The 18199-nt window shown below is 32.1% G+C and carries 17 protein-coding genes; all 17 read left to right on the top strand.

Translation table 11 applies throughout. The annotated features are described in order from the left end of the window. Positions 1–78 precede the first annotated feature (78 nt). The 17 genes from K8089_RS02125 to K8089_RS02045 all read left to right on the top strand — a co-directional run bounded on the left by K8089_RS02125 (position 79) and on the right by K8089_RS02045 (position 18134). On the top strand, positions 79–966 hold the full coding sequence (locus tag K8089_RS02125) for an ABC transporter ATP-binding protein (RefSeq protein WP_237601623.1): 888 nt from the start codon (positions 79–81) through the stop codon (positions 964–966). A 3-nt stretch (positions 967–969) separates the two neighbouring features. Next, the gene (locus K8089_RS02120) at positions 970–4533 is read left to right on the top strand and encodes an ABC transporter permease/M1 family aminopeptidase (RefSeq protein WP_237601622.1); all 3564 of its coding nucleotides are present in this window, start codon (positions 970–972) and stop codon (positions 4531–4533) included. Between the two features lie 120 nt (positions 4534–4653). Further along, a complete protein-coding gene (locus tag K8089_RS02115) occupies positions 4654–4800 on the top strand; it encodes a hypothetical protein (RefSeq protein WP_237601621.1) in 147 nt (48 codons plus the stop codon). A gap of 286 nt (positions 4801–5086) precedes the next feature. Then, positions 5087–5260, top strand: coding sequence for a hypothetical protein (locus tag K8089_RS02110; RefSeq protein WP_237601620.1), 174 nt, complete (start codon positions 5087–5089; stop codon positions 5258–5260). Between the two features lie 297 nt (positions 5261–5557). After that, entirely contained in the window at positions 5558–7348 is a 1791-nt protein-coding gene (locus K8089_RS02105; protein ID WP_237601619.1) for a tetratricopeptide repeat protein, read from the top strand. Positions 7349–7428: 80 nt separating this feature from the next. Then, complete coding sequence (locus K8089_RS02100) at positions 7429–9387, top strand: serine hydrolase domain-containing protein (protein WP_237601618.1); 1959 nt, start codon at positions 7429–7431, stop codon at positions 9385–9387. Between the two features lie 52 nt (positions 9388–9439). Beyond that, positions 9440–10999: an amidohydrolase family protein gene (locus K8089_RS02095; protein WP_237601617.1), complete on the top strand. Its 1560-nt coding sequence runs from the start codon at positions 9440–9442 to the stop codon at positions 10997–10999. An 86-nt stretch (positions 11000–11085) separates the two neighbouring features. Then, positions 11086–11244, top strand: a complete 159-nt coding sequence (locus K8089_RS02090; protein ID WP_237601616.1) for a hypothetical protein — start codon at positions 11086–11088, stop codon at positions 11242–11244. A gap of 1 nt (position 11245) precedes the next feature. Beyond that, on the top strand, positions 11246–12724 hold the full coding sequence (locus K8089_RS02085; RefSeq protein WP_237601615.1) for a serine hydrolase domain-containing protein: 1479 nt from the start codon (positions 11246–11248) through the stop codon (positions 12722–12724). A gap of 41 nt (positions 12725–12765) precedes the next feature. Beyond that, entirely contained in the window at positions 12766–13587 is an 822-nt protein-coding gene (locus K8089_RS02080; protein ID WP_237601614.1) for a GNAT family N-acetyltransferase, read from the top strand. A 240-nt stretch (positions 13588–13827) separates the two neighbouring features. Next, positions 13828–14430: a hypothetical protein gene (locus tag K8089_RS02075; protein WP_237601613.1), complete on the top strand. Its 603-nt coding sequence runs from the start codon at positions 13828–13830 to the stop codon at positions 14428–14430. A gap of 178 nt (positions 14431–14608) precedes the next feature. Beyond that, positions 14609–15184 carry a hypothetical protein gene (locus tag K8089_RS02070; protein ID WP_237601612.1) on the top strand — a complete coding sequence of 192 codons (576 nt, stop codon included), beginning with the start codon at positions 14609–14611 and terminating at the stop codon, positions 15182–15184. A gap of 11 nt (positions 15185–15195) precedes the next feature. Next, entirely contained in the window at positions 15196–15357 is a 162-nt protein-coding gene (locus tag K8089_RS02065; protein ID WP_237601611.1) for a hypothetical protein, read from the top strand. Positions 15358–15402: 45 nt separating this feature from the next. After that, entirely contained in the window at positions 15403–15738 is a 336-nt protein-coding gene (locus tag K8089_RS02060; RefSeq protein ID WP_237601610.1) for an alpha/beta hydrolase, read from the top strand. 32 nt (positions 15739–15770) lie between these two features. Further along, positions 15771–16016 (top strand): hypothetical protein, encoded by a 246-nt coding sequence (locus K8089_RS02055; protein WP_237601609.1) that lies wholly within the window; start codon positions 15771–15773, stop codon positions 16014–16016. A 244-nt stretch (positions 16017–16260) separates the two neighbouring features. Beyond that, a complete protein-coding gene (locus K8089_RS02050) occupies positions 16261–17223 on the top strand; it encodes an NAD(P)-dependent alcohol dehydrogenase (protein WP_237601608.1) in 963 nt (320 codons plus the stop codon). 50 nt (positions 17224–17273) lie between these two features. Then, positions 17274–18134: an alpha/beta fold hydrolase gene (locus K8089_RS02045; RefSeq protein WP_237601607.1), complete on the top strand. Its 861-nt coding sequence runs from the start codon at positions 17274–17276 to the stop codon at positions 18132–18134. Positions 18135–18199 lie beyond the last annotated feature (65 nt).

The raw sequence follows: 18199 nt of genomic DNA, 5'->3' as shown, positions 1-18199 counted from the left end.
TAGCACTATCTGGAATGCTAAAAGACGCTACAAACAAAAATTAGTTCTGTTAAACTCATCAATCTAAAAAACGAATTCATGAATACCTTACAAATCAATAATCTTACAAAAACGTATTCTAATGGCGTAAAGGCGTTAAATGGAATCAATTTAGAAATAACAAACGGAATGTTTGGTTTGTTAGGTGCCAATGGTGCAGGAAAATCTTCTTTAATGAGAACCATTGCGTCTTTGCAAGAACCCACTTCTGGCAGTATTTTATTCAATGATTCAGATATCGTTCAAAAACCTGATGATATTAGAAAACACATAGGTTACTTGCCACAAGAATTTGGTGTTTACCCTAAAATTTCTGCGGAAAAATTACTGGATCATTTAGCTGTTTTAAAAGGAATACTAAATAAAAAGAAACGCAAAGCGCAGGTAACAGCATTACTACAACAAGTGAACCTTTACCAGCATAGAAAAAAATCTGTTTATACTTTTTCTGGCGGAATGCGACAGCGTTTTGGTATTGCACAAGCGTTATTGGGAAATCCACAAATAATTATTGTAGATGAACCCACTGCTGGTTTAGACCCAGAAGAAAGCAACCGTTTTCTGAATTTACTAAGTGAGATAGGGCAGAACGTCATCGTCATCTTATCTACACATATTGTAGAAGATGTAAGAAACCTATGCCCGAAAATGGCCATACTTTCCGATGGGGAAATTATTTCAGAAGGAAATCCAACAGAACTAGTAACCAGTATTGAAGGCAAAATTTGGACTAAAATTATCCCTAAAAAAGATATCGAAGCCTATAAAAAGGCATTTGATGTTATTTCAACAAAATTAGTTGCTGGAGAAACTCAAATTAGAGTATTATCTGATGCAAAACCGGAAGAGGGTTTCAGGTTAATTACACCCAACTTGGAAGATTTTTATTTTACTACACTTTTTATTAATCAATCGAAAACCTCCTAAGTTATGTTTAAGCAATTATTAGATTTCGAAATTTTCTATCAACTGAAACAGCGTGCATTTCCAATATTTTCGATTTTGTTTTTGGCACTAGGTGTGTTTGTAGGAAGGCAAGGATTTGCTCCGGCAGGTGTTGATTTTACTTCTGTATATCAAGTTTATTTTCATACAGGCCTTTTTAGTTTAGGAAGTATTTTTATTATTATGTTTTTCGCTATTAGTGCTATACTTAGAGACAAACAACAAAATATGGAGAGTATAGTATATAGTTCTTCAATAAAAAAACAGCATTACTTCTGGAGTCGTTTTTTAGGAACATTTGTGTTTAGCGTATTGGCATTTACACCTTTTATTTTAGGCTATATATTTGGAAATTATTATTCTAATTTAGATCCAGAACGTATAGGTAACTTCCATTTTCTAACCTATTTACAACCATGGTTATATATTGTTTTGCCTAATATATTTTTCTGTTCTGCCATTGTATTTTCGGTTAGTACATTAACAAAAAATAGCACTTCAACCTATGTAAGCGCAGTATTTGTTTATATGCTATATTTTGTAAGCTCACTCTTTTTAAATTCCCCATTAATGGCGCAAGCGGTTCCAGCATCTCCAGAAAGTATGGCTATTGCCGCTATTGCCGATCCATTTGGAATTGCAGCATTCTTTGAACAAACTCAATTCTGGACGCCATTTCAAAAAAACACACAGCTACTATCCCTTTCAGGTTTGTTTTTATGGAATAGACTCATTTGGGTATTGATTTCCATGGCAATTTTATTTGTGACGTATAGAACATTCTCTTTTAGAAAAATCACAAAAAAAGTGAAAAAAGAATCCAAAGTGAAAAATGGAAATACAAAATTAACAGATTATATGCCTTTGCAAGCCACACAGAGTCTAAAGGCACAATTAGTAGCATTTTTCTCTTTATTAAAAATAGAGCTTAAAAGTGTATTTAAAAGTTTGCCCTTTTTGGCAGTACTAATTATGTGGTTGGTTATTGTGTTTTCAGAATTATTCTCAACGGTAGTAAGTGGTGAAGAATACGGTGTAAACCTTTATCCATTTACAAATCAATTGATAGATTTAATAGTAGACCCGCTAACCATATTTAGTTTAATCCTAATCATTTTTTATAGTTCAGAAATTGTTTGGAAAGAGCGTAGTTTAAACTTCAATTTAATTATTGATGTTACACAAACAAAAAATAGTGTCTTCTTTTTATCTAAATTTTTTGCCATATTATTATTGCCCGTTATTTTAATAACGATTGGAATTTTAATGTGTATTGGCTTGCAAATTGCTTTAGGATATTCAAACTTTGAATTCAGCCTTTATACATCCTTATATTATCATTATGGATTGCCACTAGTTATATATGCTATGATTGCCTTATTCATTAATAGCCTTGCAAAATCCAAATATATTGGCATGGGAATCTTTGGATTGGTTGCGGCCATATGTTTAAAATCCAGCGCTTTAGGATTGGAACATCCTTTAACTAGCATAGGGTTTATGCCAAGAGTATCTTATTCAAATATGAATGGTTTTTATGGTGGTTCTAATTTATTTAATCATTTAGCAATGTATTGGTTGGCCTTAGGTTTGATACTAACTGCCCTATCTTTTAAAATTTGGCACAGAGGTGTGGTTGCTAGCTTTTCAGTAAAACTAAAACAACTCTTTTATAGTTGGGAAAAATTTCAAAAAGTAACAATAACCGGACTTATAATATTATTTATCGGTTTTGGAAGTTTGATATATTACAATATAAATATCGTTTCTGATTATGAAACTGTGACCGATAAATTAGATTTTAGCGAAGGCTATGAACGGAAATTTAAGAAATATGAAAGTATTGAAAGATTAATCCCAACTTCAAAAACGACAAAAGTTGATATCTATCCAAAAGAGAGAATGTATACTATTACTGCTGATTATATAGCGAAAAATAAAAGTGGACAACCTTTATCAGAACTTTTCATCACCGAAAGAATTCCCTTAGAGAATATCACTGTAGAAAATGCAAAGTTAGTTACGCATGACACTTTCTATGGAGTATATTTATTTCGATATAACAAACCCTTACAGGCTAACGATTCTGTAAGGTATACCTACACATTAAAGAAAGAAATAAAAGGGTATGAAGAAGACCATTCCATCGTAAACAATGGCACATATTTGAATCGATTTTCCAATTTTGAACCTTTTTTAGGTTACACAACATCCTTAGAGATTTCTAATAAATCTGAACGTGAAAAACGAAATTTACCAGAACGCATTGAAGATGATAAATCTGATGCGCATATTCTACACGAAGAATTTAATTATGAAAAAATAAGATTTGAAACTATTATTTCAACTTCAAGTAATCAAATAGCTATTAGTTCCGGTCGTTTAGTAAAAGAATGGTCGGAAAATAACAGAAACTACTTTCATTATAAATCCAATAAAAAGATAACACCCGAAGTCGGCTATTTTTCCGCTAAATATACCACTAAGAAGATAGATTATAAAGGGATTTCAATAGAGCAATATTACGATGCAAGTAATGACTTTAATATTGAAAACATTGAAAACAGTGTCAAACAAACCTTAGATTATTGTCAGGAAAATTTTGGTCCTTATAATTTTGACTATATAAGAATTGCAGAAGTTCCTTCAAATTGGCCTTTTGCAGGCTTTGCGCATCCGGGGGTGATTAGTATGGTAGAAGACCGATTGTATTTAGCCGATGTGCGTAGAGAAGAAACATTCAATCTAGTAGCCAAAAGAACCATTCATGAAGTTGCACATCAATATTGGGGACATACACTTTCAGCTAAACCTGTTGCAGGTGGCTCGTTATTTGTCGAAGGTTTAGCAAAATATACTGAAGCTGTAATCATGGAAAAAATATACGGAAAAAGAGCCGTATATGAATTAAGTGATAATGCTAGAAGACGCTATTTTTCTGGAAGATCTTTTGCAGCAGAGAAGGAACCTCCTGTGTATAAAGTTGATGGTCAAGGCTATATTTCATATGGTAAATCATTAACCGTTTTACTGGCTCTAAGAGATTTAATTGGTGAAAAAGAGGTTAATAAAATATTAAAAATAATTACTGACAGACATCGCGATAAAAATACGTTGGAAGCAAATTCTATAGAGTTATTGCAAGAAATTTACAGTGCAACTCCAGTAGAACAGCATACTTTAATTGATGATTGGTTTAAAAAGGTAATCACTTATGATTTAAAAATTGAAAACGGCTCTTATAAATCACTCCCTAATGGAACTTACGAGTTGACTGTAAGCGTAAAGGCGAAACGTTTTGAAACCTTAGATACTGGAGAAATAAAGAAAATTTCAATTAATGAGCCTATAAAAATAGGGGTGTTTTCAAAACATCCGTCCGAGGTTACTAATGATGATGATTCAATTTTAAATTACAAATCACATCAGATTACTCAAGAACTTACAAATATTAAAATTGTAGTAAAAGAGAAACCTGTTTATGTTTCTATTGATCCATATGGAACCAGATCAGATGAGAATTTGACTGATAATTTGAAGAGGTTGTAAACAATAGAAATGGAAGAATTAAAAATTAAAAATCATGAAATTATTCAAAATAAATACAATTTTTTTCTTAGTAGCGATGACGCTAACAAGTAGTTAATCTCAAGTTTAAAACACAACAAAATGTATTTTCAGTTTCTAAAGGCGTTTATAGATATATACAGTACGTATACTAATCTTGAGTTTGAGTTTACTGATGATGAGTTTGTAACCGTTGAAGCCGTTATGCAAATGGAAGGTTGGGCTGAAAATGAAGTGGAATCTTATTAAAAAAATTGAAATTTTACGGCAAACAATTTTAATAATAAAATAGTAATAACTTCTGCCTTACAAGATTATTCAGAAAAGAATGGATACTACCAAGGTTATTCTTTATATACTGATGAGATGATGTATGAACAACCTGAAAAAAAAGACATGAATACAATCTCAGAAAGTTCATACACTTCAAAAATGCATAAGTACGAATAGAAGATAGAATTGCAACTGAAGCGGGAAACTTAAAAATTTAGGGTGGACAAGTGAAATAATACTAGAAACTAAAGGTTTTAATCTTTTGCCTGTTTTAAAACCTGAAAATATTGATAAACGAAAAGCTAAAATAGGGCTTGAGCCAATAGCTGAATTCCTTAAAACCAGACTTATTTTTGAATGGAATCTTGAAGAACAAATAAAATGGACAGCGGAATTTGAAATGGAAAAACCTAAAATTAAAAACATGACGGAATAATTATAATTGAACTGAATGGCTATTGGGCCTACAACAGATTATGTGATGCTGTAATAGCAAACAACCCAAAACAGCCTGTTTAATTTGATCTAATGAAAACTATAGGAAACCGTAATTGCAATTTAAAGTACGGATTTAATTTGCGCAAAAATGTGTTTTTGGCCTCCTTCGATTAATACTCCCTCCTAGTGTAGCAAGAAAAAGCTGCAGATTATTTAAGAATTAAAAGCGGAGAGAAGAATCAATCTCCAGAGAATTATCTTTAACTTTTATACATTTGTTAGAAAGTATAATAAATTGATTAACCAAAAATCCATAGCAGTTTTACCGTTTATTAATATGAGCAGTGATATTGAAAACGAATATTTCTGCGATGGATTAACGGAGGAAATTATTAACGCTTTAGCAAAAATCAAACAGCTTTCGGTTACTTCTCGAACATCTTCATTTTACTTTAAAAGCAAGTCAGTATCAGCAGCGGAAATAAGAGAAAAATTAAAGGTAGCTACCTTTATTGAAGGCAGTGTAAGAACTTCAAAAAACAATATGCGCATTACAGTGCAAATGATTGATACTGTAGATGACTTTCACTTCTGGTCAGAAACCTTTGATAGAAACCCGGAAAACATTTTTGAAATTCAAGATGAAATTAGTCTGTTTATCGCTGAAAAATTACGGGAGCATATTGGTCACCTCGAAATTGAAGATAAGTTAATAGAACCTATTGATGTGCCTGTAGCTATTTATAGAGAATATCTTAAAGGAAAATACTATATAATGAAACTGGATTTTGATAACTCTATAAAAGGTATCAAAATCTTAAAAGAAGTAACAAGTAAATCACCAAACTTTATTCAACCCTATTTAGATATAAACCTAAGTTATATTTATATGGGTACTCTTGGATTATTACCAGCTTCTGAGGCTTTTCAAAAAGCACAACCCTTTTTTGAAAAAGCTATGGAGCTTAATCCAAATTCACCACGAGTACAACTCAATTTATCTTGGATTGAATCTTGGCAAAACTGGAATTTGGAAAAAGCGTATGACCACGCTAACAAAGCATTGGAAATTCAACCAGCAGATGATATATACTTAACCATTTCCAACTATTTAACCGTTGAAGGAAAATTAGATTCCGCACAAAACTATATAGACAAAGCCTTGCAGTTAGATCCTTTTTCTGCAATGAATCATCATTACAAGGGCTTTTTGCTCTATCTTCAGGAAAAGTACAACGAAGCAATACCTTATTTGCAAAAAGCATTAGAATTAAATAAGGGGTTGCCTTTTCCGCCATTGTACATAGGGGAATGCTTGCTGCTTATCGGGAAACATCAAGAAGCCATTGATTATTACAATAATCTAGAAGGTGTACCGGTAACCGATTTAACCCAGTTGGGTGGTTTGGCCATGTGCTACGCAAAAATAAATGACATTGAAAAATGTAATAAAAAGATAGCAGAGCTTGAAACCTATTTACAATCTGAAAATATAGATAAAGCTTTCAACTTTTTGATTTTAGTAAACGTATTACTGGGCAATCACGACCAAGCATTAGATTTTGTAGAACAAGCTTTTGAAAACCATTTGCCCTTAATTTTATTGCTTAATACTGAACCTATAATTAAACCCATAAAAAATAACAAACGCTTTAAAAGCATTATGCTAAAAGCCATTCCAGATAATGTAAACTATAGGCAGAAAAAAAAGTACAAACAGGCCTTACTGGAAGCTGATGAAATTGAAAAATATAGGAAGGAATTAGACCAGATTATGGTGGATTATAAACTGTATTTAAATCCTGATCTATCCTTAAAAGACCTGGCATCTTATCTGGAACTTCCTGCAAATTATGTTTCTCAATTGTTGAACTTGGGCTTTGAAAAAAATTTCTCTGAATATGTGAATACCTTTAGAGTTAACGAATTTAAAGAACGTGTGCTTTTAGAAGAAAACAAAGGCTTAACAATTATGGCAGTGGCTTACGATAGTGGTTTTAACTCAAAGACGGTATTCAATACTTTCTTCAAGAAAATAGAAGGCACAACTCCAAATTCTTTCCTCAAATTAAACAAAGAAAATTAGTTCGGATTTAAAAAATAGAACTGAACGTACCTGCCAATGGGCTAGTTTTGTCTTATACTTATGAATTTAAATGTTTTAAGATGAAACTTTATATCAAATTATGCATTGCGTTACTATTATTTAGCGTATGTAAAGGTCAGATAAATTCTGATACAACGAGTCAACCAACCTTATCCGATTACAAAGTTGGAGAAAAATGGGTGTGGAAGTATAAAGGGGTAACCACCCAAGGTGAAGTAAGGTCTCAAGGAATTGACACACGAAAAATACTAGATGTTAACGGTGAGTTACATATAACTATCAGTAAAGACACGATTCCTGTATTACACATTGTAAAACCAGAAACAAGTGAAACGCCAAAGTACGATTGGCCACTTAAAGTAGGTAAAAAATGGGTTTATGAAGAAAACTGGACAAGTCAAGATGGTACCACAGGAAAACAGCAAATGAACGCTGAAGTGTTATCCTATAAAGAAGAAACAGTAGAAGCTGGTACTTTTATGGCGTACACCATTCATTACAATGGTAGAATCACAAATTCTCGAGGCTATAATGCGGTAGTAGATGAGGTTTGGCTATACGCACCTGAAATTAAAAATTTTATTAAGCTAACTCAAAAGCAGGACGATTTTGTGTATAACGAAGAGCTAATCGAATATTCTGATAAGTCATTAAAAAGCAAAGTTCAATTAGAAAAACAGATTATTGGAAAAGTGAAGTTTTTGGAGGAGCCTGAAAACTTTAGCACTATAGCAAATAAAATGGTCGAATATAAAATACCAGCGCTCTCACTTGCAGTTATTAATGATGGTAAAATAGAATGGAGCGACACGTATCAAAATCCAAGTTTCCCAGAGCAAAACTTGAACAGCTCTAGTATTTTTCAAGCTGCATCTTTATCGAAACCAGTAACCTTTTTTGCTGCCTTACGAATGCATACCGCTGGAGAAATAGATTTAGATGAAAATATTGAAAACTACCTAGAAAGTTACCAATTACCACAAGGCAAACAAACAGCTCAAAATCCAGTAACCTTTAGAAACATTTTTGCCCATACTTCTGGTATTACTTCAGGTGGTTATCAAGGCTACGCTAAAGACCTACCCATACCATCTGATATAGATGTTTTAAAAGCTAGTGAAGGTGTTAATTCGCCAAAAATAGAAGTAATCTCAACGCCTAAAGAGATGTTAGCCTATTCAGGTGGCGGATATACTTTAGCTGAGGTAGCACTTCAGGATATTTTTAATGAAGAGTTTTCTACAAGCATGAACCAATGGATACTTGAACCCATTGGAATGAAAAACTCTCAATTCACACAACCATTGCAGCCATCAGATTCAAGTAAAGTAGCAAAAGGATATACATCAAACGGAGTTGTTTTAGATGGTGGCTGGAGAAATCACCCAGAACAGGCAGCAGCAGGACTTTGGAGTAATGCTACTGATTTGGCGAAATTTTTAATTGAAATTTACAAAGGTTATCAAGGCAAAAGTACTGTTTTTTCAAAGTCAGAAATTCAATCGATACTCAATCAAGAACGTGACGGACACATTTATGGTTTAATTGTAGATAGGTCAGAAAATGGTTTTGCAATTACCCATTATGGAGGTAATGCTGGGTACAGAACAGGTATGACCATAGACCTTAATACAGGAAAAGGATTGGTTTATTTGATCAATTCAGACAATGGTGCTGCATTGGGTAATGAATTATTATTATCAGCTTCACAATTGTACAATTGGAATCACTTTAAACGCACATATGTCAAACGAAATCAATTAGATTCAGCATTATTAAAGCAATTGATAGGCAAATACAAATGGAATAACCAGGTTGATCTTTCTGTAAGTTTTAATGAGAATACAAACCAACTTTCATTGCAATTTCCGAACGGTGACACCTACAACCTCATTCCAGTGAAAGGTGAAGAAATAAGTTTTGTTAATCCTAACACTGGAGTATCTGTACAATTTTTAAAATCAAGTGAGTTTAAATCATTTATGTTATATGGACAAACGGCAGTTAAACTCAAATAAACTTATGATATAGCTAAGAGGTATTTCTAATTAGAATGCATAGTTGTTAATTATGAAAAATAAGTTTATATATTTTTTAAAAGTTGTGATTGCTATAATTCTATTAGCAATTATCACAATTACTGGCGCATATTTGTGGCCAACTTCCACATTGCACCCACCAGAATCTTTCAAAAAAACAATCATTAATAATGTAAATATTATTGATGTTGAAACAGGTAACATTGCTTACAATCAATATGTTTTAATTGAAAAATCTAGAATTTCAAAAATTGATTCCACTAAAATCAACGTTTCCGATGATGCCTTAATAATCGATGGTGCTGGAAAATATGTAATACCTGGTTTGTGGGATATGCATACACATTCTAATCAGCATTCAGAATGGTTGCATCATCCACTCTATATTGCGAATGGGATTACTAGCGTAAGAGATATGTCTGGTCAATTAAATAAAAAAGACAGTTATTGGGTGGGTAGTAAAGAACGTTTACAATGGAACAAAGATGTTGAAAATAATAGCAGAGTTTCACCAAAATATGTATTGCAGAGCAGTTACCAAATGGATGGCGAAAAAGCCATTCCTGAAGAGTCTCCCAACTTTTTCAAACTGGAAAATCCATCACAGGTAGATTCGTTGTTACAATTTTATGAGAATGAAAAAGTAGATTTTATAAAAGTCTATCAGCAATTACCAAAAGACACCTACGAAGCATTGGCTGAGAAGGCACCCAAATATGGGCTGCATTTGGCAGGTCATAAACCCATGTTTTTAAGCTTAGAAGAAGCTATAAACTTGGGTCAAAAGAGTTTTGAACATGGGCGTATATTCATGTACGAGTGTTTTCCTGAGGCAGATAGCCTAAAAAATCCTAACCATTGGGAAACGTATTTTTCAAAATCAAAAGCAAAGATTGTACAACAGTTTGACAGTGTCCAAGCAAAAGAATTAATGCGTTTAATGCAACAAGAAAATGCCTATTGGACACCAACCTTACAGACCTTAAAGTTCGAAGCCAATGCGCATAAAAATAGCTTTACGAATACTAATAATTTAAAATACGTAACCCAAGTTAGAAAGAAATTGTGGTGGAAGTACGATACAGATTATAACAAAGAGAAGAACCTAGAAAGCGAAGGTAATAGTGTAAGTGAGCAATTTTTTGAAGCTTCAAAGAAGCAAGTGGCAATGGCAAATAAAATAGGAGTGTCCATTATGGCAGGAACCGATGTTACAGATTCTTATGTATTTGCAGGATTTAGTTTACATGACGAATTACATGAGTTAACCAAAAGTGGTTTAACAAATCTAGAAGCATTGAAAAGCGCAACCATAGTACCTGCAAGATTTTCAAATAAAGAAAAAGACTTCGGGACTGTCGATATAGGAAAAAAAGCGGATCTAATAGTATTAAACAAAAATCCATTACATAACATTAATAATACAATGGATATATATGGTTTGTTCTTGAATGGTATTTACTATAATGAAGAAAAACTTACGGAACTCAAAAACTTTACTGAAACAGCTGCCAGGAGCTTTCATATGAATGTAAAAGCATTGATAAGTTTGGTTAACAGTTCATTAATTCGAGTGCAGTTTGCCGATTAAAGGAATTCGTTCTGTTTTTTAAAGTAGAACTTTTAATGCTGTCATTCGCTATACTTTTGAAAGTAATTAATACAAATCCATTAAAAATGAACATTAAAAAAAATAAAAAAGGAGTAAAACTGGGTATAGGAATTATACTAGGAACTGTAGTAGGTTATTTAACCTCAAATATGGGACTATGGTTTGTTCTGGGGATAGCTATAGGTGCGGCATTAGAATATGGTACATACAACAAACAATCATAGAATGAAACCATTATTTAAAATACTATTTTTTACAGTTATTACACTTTCCACCTTTAGCGTTTTTTCTCAAAACACTAACAAGAAGCTTTTCAACAAAATTGATTCTTATTTGGATGCGAGTGCAAAAAATGGCTTTTCCGGTGTTGTTTTAGTTGCTAAAAAAGGAAAAGTTATTTTATCTAAAGGATACGGATGGGCAGATGGAAAAAATAAAATTCCCAACTCACCTGAAACCGTTTTTAATATTGGTTCAGTAACTAAGCAATTTACGGCATCCGCTATTTTAAAATTAGTAGAACAAGAAAAAATTAAAATATCGGATAAGATAAGTTCATATTTTACTCAGGCACCTATTGATAAAAGGGAAATAACGATTCATCAATTGCTAACGCATACCTCAGGAATTTCTAATAGAACAGGCGGTTTTAGATACGATGAAGCTAGTAAAGAACAGTTTTTAAAAGAGTTTTTTGAATCAGAATTACAATCTAAACCTGGTACAAAGTACCAATATGCCAATGCCAACTATATTATGCTCACTGCTATATTAGAGTTGGTTTCAGGTCAAACCTATAATTCTTTTCTTAAGGAATACTTATTTGAACCTGCTCAAATGAAAAGTACCGGATATAAAAGTATCAATTTTAATACAGAGCTACTGTCACATGGCTACTATTATAATAGAGATGATGAGAAGTGGAGAGATTGGGGAACAACCCAACAGCACCTGCCTTACAATAATAACCATTGGTATAGTATAGGTAAAGGCGACATTCATTCCAGTATTGAAGATTTATACAAATGGCATGTTGCTTTACAAAATAATGTCGTTTTAACAACAAAAACTAGAGAAATCCAAGAAACACCTTATGTAGCCGAGAATGATAAAATGACATCTCATTATGGTTATGGATGGGCCATATCCAAAAGTCATAACGACGCCAAAATAGTTGCTCATAATGGTAGTAATGGATTGTATTTTGCAGATTTTGTGAGATTTGTGGATGATGATGTAGTTGTTATATACATCACAAATGCGTTTTTAGGACCTGAATCAGAAAACGTGGCGAGAGAAATTGGTAAAATGGTTTTTGATACCAATTATAATGCTACACCAATATCCAGAAATATTTATGAATTGATTCATGATTTTATGAAAACCAATCCATCTGCAAATGTAGACAAACTACCAAATTATTTAAATAAAGAACTTAAAAATGAATTTAACGATCCTGCCATTCTAAATAGACTAGGGTATAGTAGATTGAAAAAAGAAGACCAACCTGACTGGGCATTAGCATTGTTTAAATTGAATGTAAAATTATTCCCTAAAGATGGTAATTTATGGGACTCATTGGGCGAGGCTTACTTAAAATACAATCAAAAAAAAGATGCGATAAAAAGTTATTCAAAAGCCGTTGAGTTAGGTAGTGAAGGCTCAAAGGAAACATTACAAGAATTGTTGAAAGAAGACGAATAATACAGTTAGTTAGAATTTAAGAACAAATAACATATAGTGTTTTGATAGTAAGAAAATTAGAGAATGTATCATTTGATATAATCGCTGATTGCTTTTTAAAATCTTTTGAGAATTACTACGTCAAAATTCCAAGTGACAAAAATTACTATAAAGAGAGGTGGAAAATAGCAAAAGTTGATTATGCGCTTTCTTATGGCATGTTTGATGGTGGTAAGTTAGTTGGGTTTATTATTAATGCAATCGATAAACGAAACGGAGAGAAAATAGCATTTAATACGGGTACAGGTGTACTTCCAGAATATAGAGGAAAACAAATTGTTAGGTCAATCTATGATTTTGCTATACCAGATTTAAAAATAAATGGAGTTATAAAATGTGCGTTAGAAGTTATCATTGAAAATAGTAAAGCCATAAAAACGTACCAGAGTATTGGATTTAATATTTGTAAAACATTTAAGTGTTTCAGTGGCGAAATTAAATTACACCTAGATGAAAAAATAGAGTTGAACGAGGTGGATTATAATGCTTTTGATTGGAAAAAAATGCCAAATCAACAATTATATTCTTGGGACTTTAATTTAGAAGTCATTAAAAAAGAAAATTACAAATACTATCAATTAATATATGACAATTTGGTTGAATCGTATTTTATTATATACCCCTGTAATGCGTATATAGCACAATTTGAGATTCTAAAAGAAAGTGCTGGGTGCTGGCAACGATTATTCAAAGGAATAAAAGAAGTTTCAAACTCAATAAAAATCATAAATGTTGATACCAGATTAAACCAAAAAATAGATTGCATCAATTCAATAGGGTTAGTGAATACTGTTAATCAATATGAAATGGAAATGAATATATAAACTAAAGGCTATTAGCTACGCGTCATACCTCCTTAGAATGATACGGTCTTATAAAGATACTTTTCAGTTTAGTTAAGAATCACAAAGTAAATTCAGAATTTAATAAAAAATCAACAAGTCATCTTTCTAAAGTAACAGTTCGATTATTTCATTTCATAATCGTCCAGCTTTTATAGGAAATTAGAACATCAATTAAAAAAATCATTAATCAAAAAACGAACAATCATGAAATCAATTAAAATGAAAACAATCAAAAAACAAATTTTATTAAGAATGGCTTTTGTAGCCTTTACATTAGTATCAAGTATAACCTATGCACAAAACACAAATTCTGAAACCACAACCCAAAGAAAAGGATTCATATTCGAATTTGTAGTCGGTGGAGGTTTAATCAGTATAGAAGATAGCGCAGGTATGCAAACTTTCGACGAATCTCAAGGAACCTTTGTTTTTCCAGATCTAAAGTTGGGCTATATGTTAAACGAAAGACTTGCTATTACCGCCTCTTTACCAGGTAACATATATGAATTTCAGGATAGTGACAGGAATTTTGGAGCACTTATTCCATCGGTACAATATTGGATAAAAGATCGTTGGTGGATTCACGGGGGAATTGGTTTAGCAATAGATTCGCCAGCACTATATGATATTGAAGACAATGTAAATGACGATTGGAACTTTGGCTGTGCTGTTATGGCAAGTACAGGTTACGAATTTTACAAAAAGAAAAACTTTGCACTTAATGTACAGTCTAAATTAGTCCTTGGTCGTGCCTTTTTAGATGGAGACGCCCATAGAGATGCTGTAATCTTTAATGTAGGATTAGGGTTTAGCTGGTTATAAGCTTTCACTCGAATTATGCAATAGAAAGTCACCTATAAACTTTAGTATTTACAATATTTCTATGCTGAATTGGATTTTGTAATGCATAATTCGGGTTTGATATAATTATTGATAAAATGAAAACAATAAGAATTTATCTACTTTATATATTCTATTGTTAGCACCTATTTTAAAAAAAATGAAACGATTAACCAAATTTATAGAAAAGAACATTTCAGGAAAAAAAGTTTTAGGCCTTTTTATCTTGACCAATCTTGTTTACACCTTTATGCTGACTGTTACAATTCCCAAAACAATGGAATTCTCTAACGGAATGAAATTACTGGATATGATGCCTACAGGATATGATTTGGATTATGTAAGTGAATTATTCAGTTTGCTTGGAGAAAATGGACGTTTGACTTATCTAAACAACCAAATACCTGTGGATATGATTTACCCACTACTATTCGGACTTTCTTACTGTTTGCTTTTGGGATATTTCTTAAAAAAATTGAACAAATTAAATTCCCCTTATATCTTTCTCAGTCTATTACCTATAATTGCCGGGATTGCAGATTATTTGGAGAATTTCGGAATTATTACAATGCTTAAAAATTATCCCGAATTGAAAGAGACTACAGTTTATGCAACTAATATATTTTCGATTATAAAAAGCATTTCAACAAGTATATTTTTTATGGCATTGACAATAGTATTAATAGCACTTGGAATTAAAGTATTAAACAGAAAAACAAGTGCTAACAGTCTATAAAAACAATTGCTATGAAACAATTAACAACAGCTTTTTCTTTCATTTTTATTTTTGGAATACAAACCCTATTTGCGCAACAGAATAATGACATTTTGGTAGGCAGTAAGTTCAATATGTATTCTTCCATATTAGATGAAAATAGAACTTGTTTGATAAGCCTTCCAAATTCATAAAATGATTCTACTGATATAGAGAAAAAATATCCAATTATAATCTTATTGGATGGTTATGCTCATTTTAAAATAGCAGTTGGAATAGTACATTTTATGAGTTCGGATAGAAATAGAAATTATTTGATGCCAGAAACAATTATTGTTACTATTGAGAATGTAGACCGCAGAAGAGATTTTACGGTTACAAAAATTAAGACCAAACGTCCCAATACTGGAGGAGGAGGAAGAAAATTTTTGAGCTTTATTGAAAAAGAACTAATTCCTCACATTGATAAAAATTATAGAACAGAATCACATAGAACGCTCATAGGTCATTCTTTGGGAGGGCTTCTAACATTAAATGCATATATGACAAAAATAGTGTCTTCAACGCTTACATAGCTATTGACCCAAGTATTTGGTGGAATGAGGAAATGATAAAAAACAAAGTTGATTCTATTTCCTCATTACATAAAAAATTATACATCGCTACCGCCAATCAAGGAAAGGCCAATTATGAGAGGAATAAGAAAAGTCACAACGAGTTTTATGCTTTAATAACAGAGAAATCTGATGAACCTTTAAAAGTAGAATTAGAGTATTTTGAAAAAGAAAATCATCGTTCTGTACCATTAAAGGCTTTGTATAAAGGATTAAAATATATTAATCTAGAGCATTGATAAGATTCTATAAAAAACGTTTGGCAACAAAGAACTGAAATTGGACTTGATTCCATTGCCATATTCTTGAAAAATCGATTTGATTTTGAATGGAATTTAGAAGAGCAGATAAAAAGAACCGAGGAATTTAAATTGGCAAAGCAAAAAAGGCAGTAACAATAAGCCAATCAATTAAGTTCTAATTTCCAAACACGAACGTTTAAAGCTCAAGTAGTTACCAACTTTGCGCTAAATAATAACAATTATGAAAGCAGCAATTTATACAAGATATGGCTCTCCAGAAGTTATTCAGATTATTGACACTGAGAAGCCAGTACCTAAACCTAATGAGGTTTTAATTAAAATTAAAGCATCGTCCGTTACTCGTGCCGATACAATGATGAGAGCAGGAAGGCCGAAATTCGGAAGGATTTTTTTAGGTCTTTTCAAACCAAAGAACACAAGTTTAGGCACTGGGTTCTCAGGAGTGGTGGAATCGGTTGGTTCAGAGGTAACTGAATTCAAAATAGGAGATGAAATTTTTGGCGAAAAACTATTTAGTAATGGTTGTAATGCTGAATATATATGTATAACAGAAGATATGGTAATTGCCCTCAAACCAACTAATATTTCACACCAAGAAGCAGCTCCAATTTGTGATGGTTTTTTAACCTCGTATAATTTTATAAAAGAACACGCCAAACTTAAGAAAGACCAGCATATTTTAATTAATGGAGCTTCGGGTAGTTTAGGGGTTGCTGCAGTGCAATTGGCAAAAGTTTTGGGAGCTAAAGTAACAGCAGTTTGTAGTTCTAAAAACAGTGATTTTGTAAAATCATTTGGCGCGAATCGAGCCATAGATTATACAAAAACATCAGTCTACAACCTACCTGATAAATTTGATGTAATATATGATACAGTAGGGACACTAAACTATAAAGACACTAAAACCATCTTAACCACTGATGGTATTTTTATGACACCCGTTTTAAGTAGAAAAGTTATGTGGCAGATGTTATGGAATCCAAAAAATGTAAAGTTTGAAGCTACAGGAATAAAGAAGACTGAAGATTTAAAACGTTTATTAAAAGAATTAATTAATCTATTTGAAGAAGGGAAACTAAAAACGCATGTCGATAAAACCTATATACTTTCAGAAATCGTAACCGCACATCAGCATCTTGATACGGGACGCAAAGTGGGTAACATCGTAATCATCAATCCATAAATAATCAACTCGTGCTGAACGAAGTCAAAACATCAAAAAACGAACAGTCTATGTTTTTCAAATCAAAAGAAGGAAAAGAAAAAATTTTAAGCCTTTACAATCAAAAGTTAAAAGAGCTGAATATTGAATATTCAGAAAAATTGGTAGAAACAAAGTTTGGTGTCACTAATGTTATCATTACTGGTAATACTGAAAACCCTCCTTTAGTTCTGATTCACGGAACAGGAGGTTGTGCACCTCAAATTTTAGATTCATTCCCCAATTTGTCATCAAAATATTGCGTCTATGCAGTAGATGTATTGGCACAACCTAATAAAAGTGCTGAAAACAGATTAGACATGAAATCTTTAGAGTATGGAAAATGGCTTATTGAAATCATTATAAAGTTAAGATTAAAAGAGGTCACTTTAGTAGGGTTTTCCTTTGGTGGATTAATCAGTTTAAAGGCATTAGAGTTTAATGAAACACCTATAAAACAGGTTTTTTTAATCGCACCTGTTTATATCGTTAATGGTAATCCGCTTCTAGGTTTATTCAAAATGTTCATTCCAATAAAAAAGTTTATCAAAACAAATAACCAAAAGCACATAAAAAAAGTAATGGGAGTACTTTTTACTGAATACGACGATTTTGCATTAAACTATATGTCAAATACATTTCGGCACTGCAACATGGATTTCTCACCACTTCCTGTAATTACTAAAGATTCAGCTGAAAACATAAAAACACCAATCACCATTTTCGCTGCTGAAAAAGACATTATGTTTCCAGGTAAAAAAATGATTAAAAAGGCAAAACAACTATTTCCTTCGTTAGAAGAAGTTGTTTTATTGGAAGGATCTAAACACGTACCAAATAATAAGAATTTTAAAATAATTGAAGATTTAATTCTAAATAAAAGCCAACGGTAAATTGAAAACAATTTAAAAGTCATGATTGGGGGACTAATGTAGTTTGGCATCTTGCGTAATTGCAA

This window comes from Aequorivita vitellina, from assembly GCF_022008365.1.
Taxonomy (GTDB): Bacteria; Bacteroidota; Bacteroidia; order Flavobacteriales; family Flavobacteriaceae; genus Aequorivita; species Aequorivita vitellina.
This window is presented reverse-complemented; position numbering and strand designations above follow the sequence as displayed.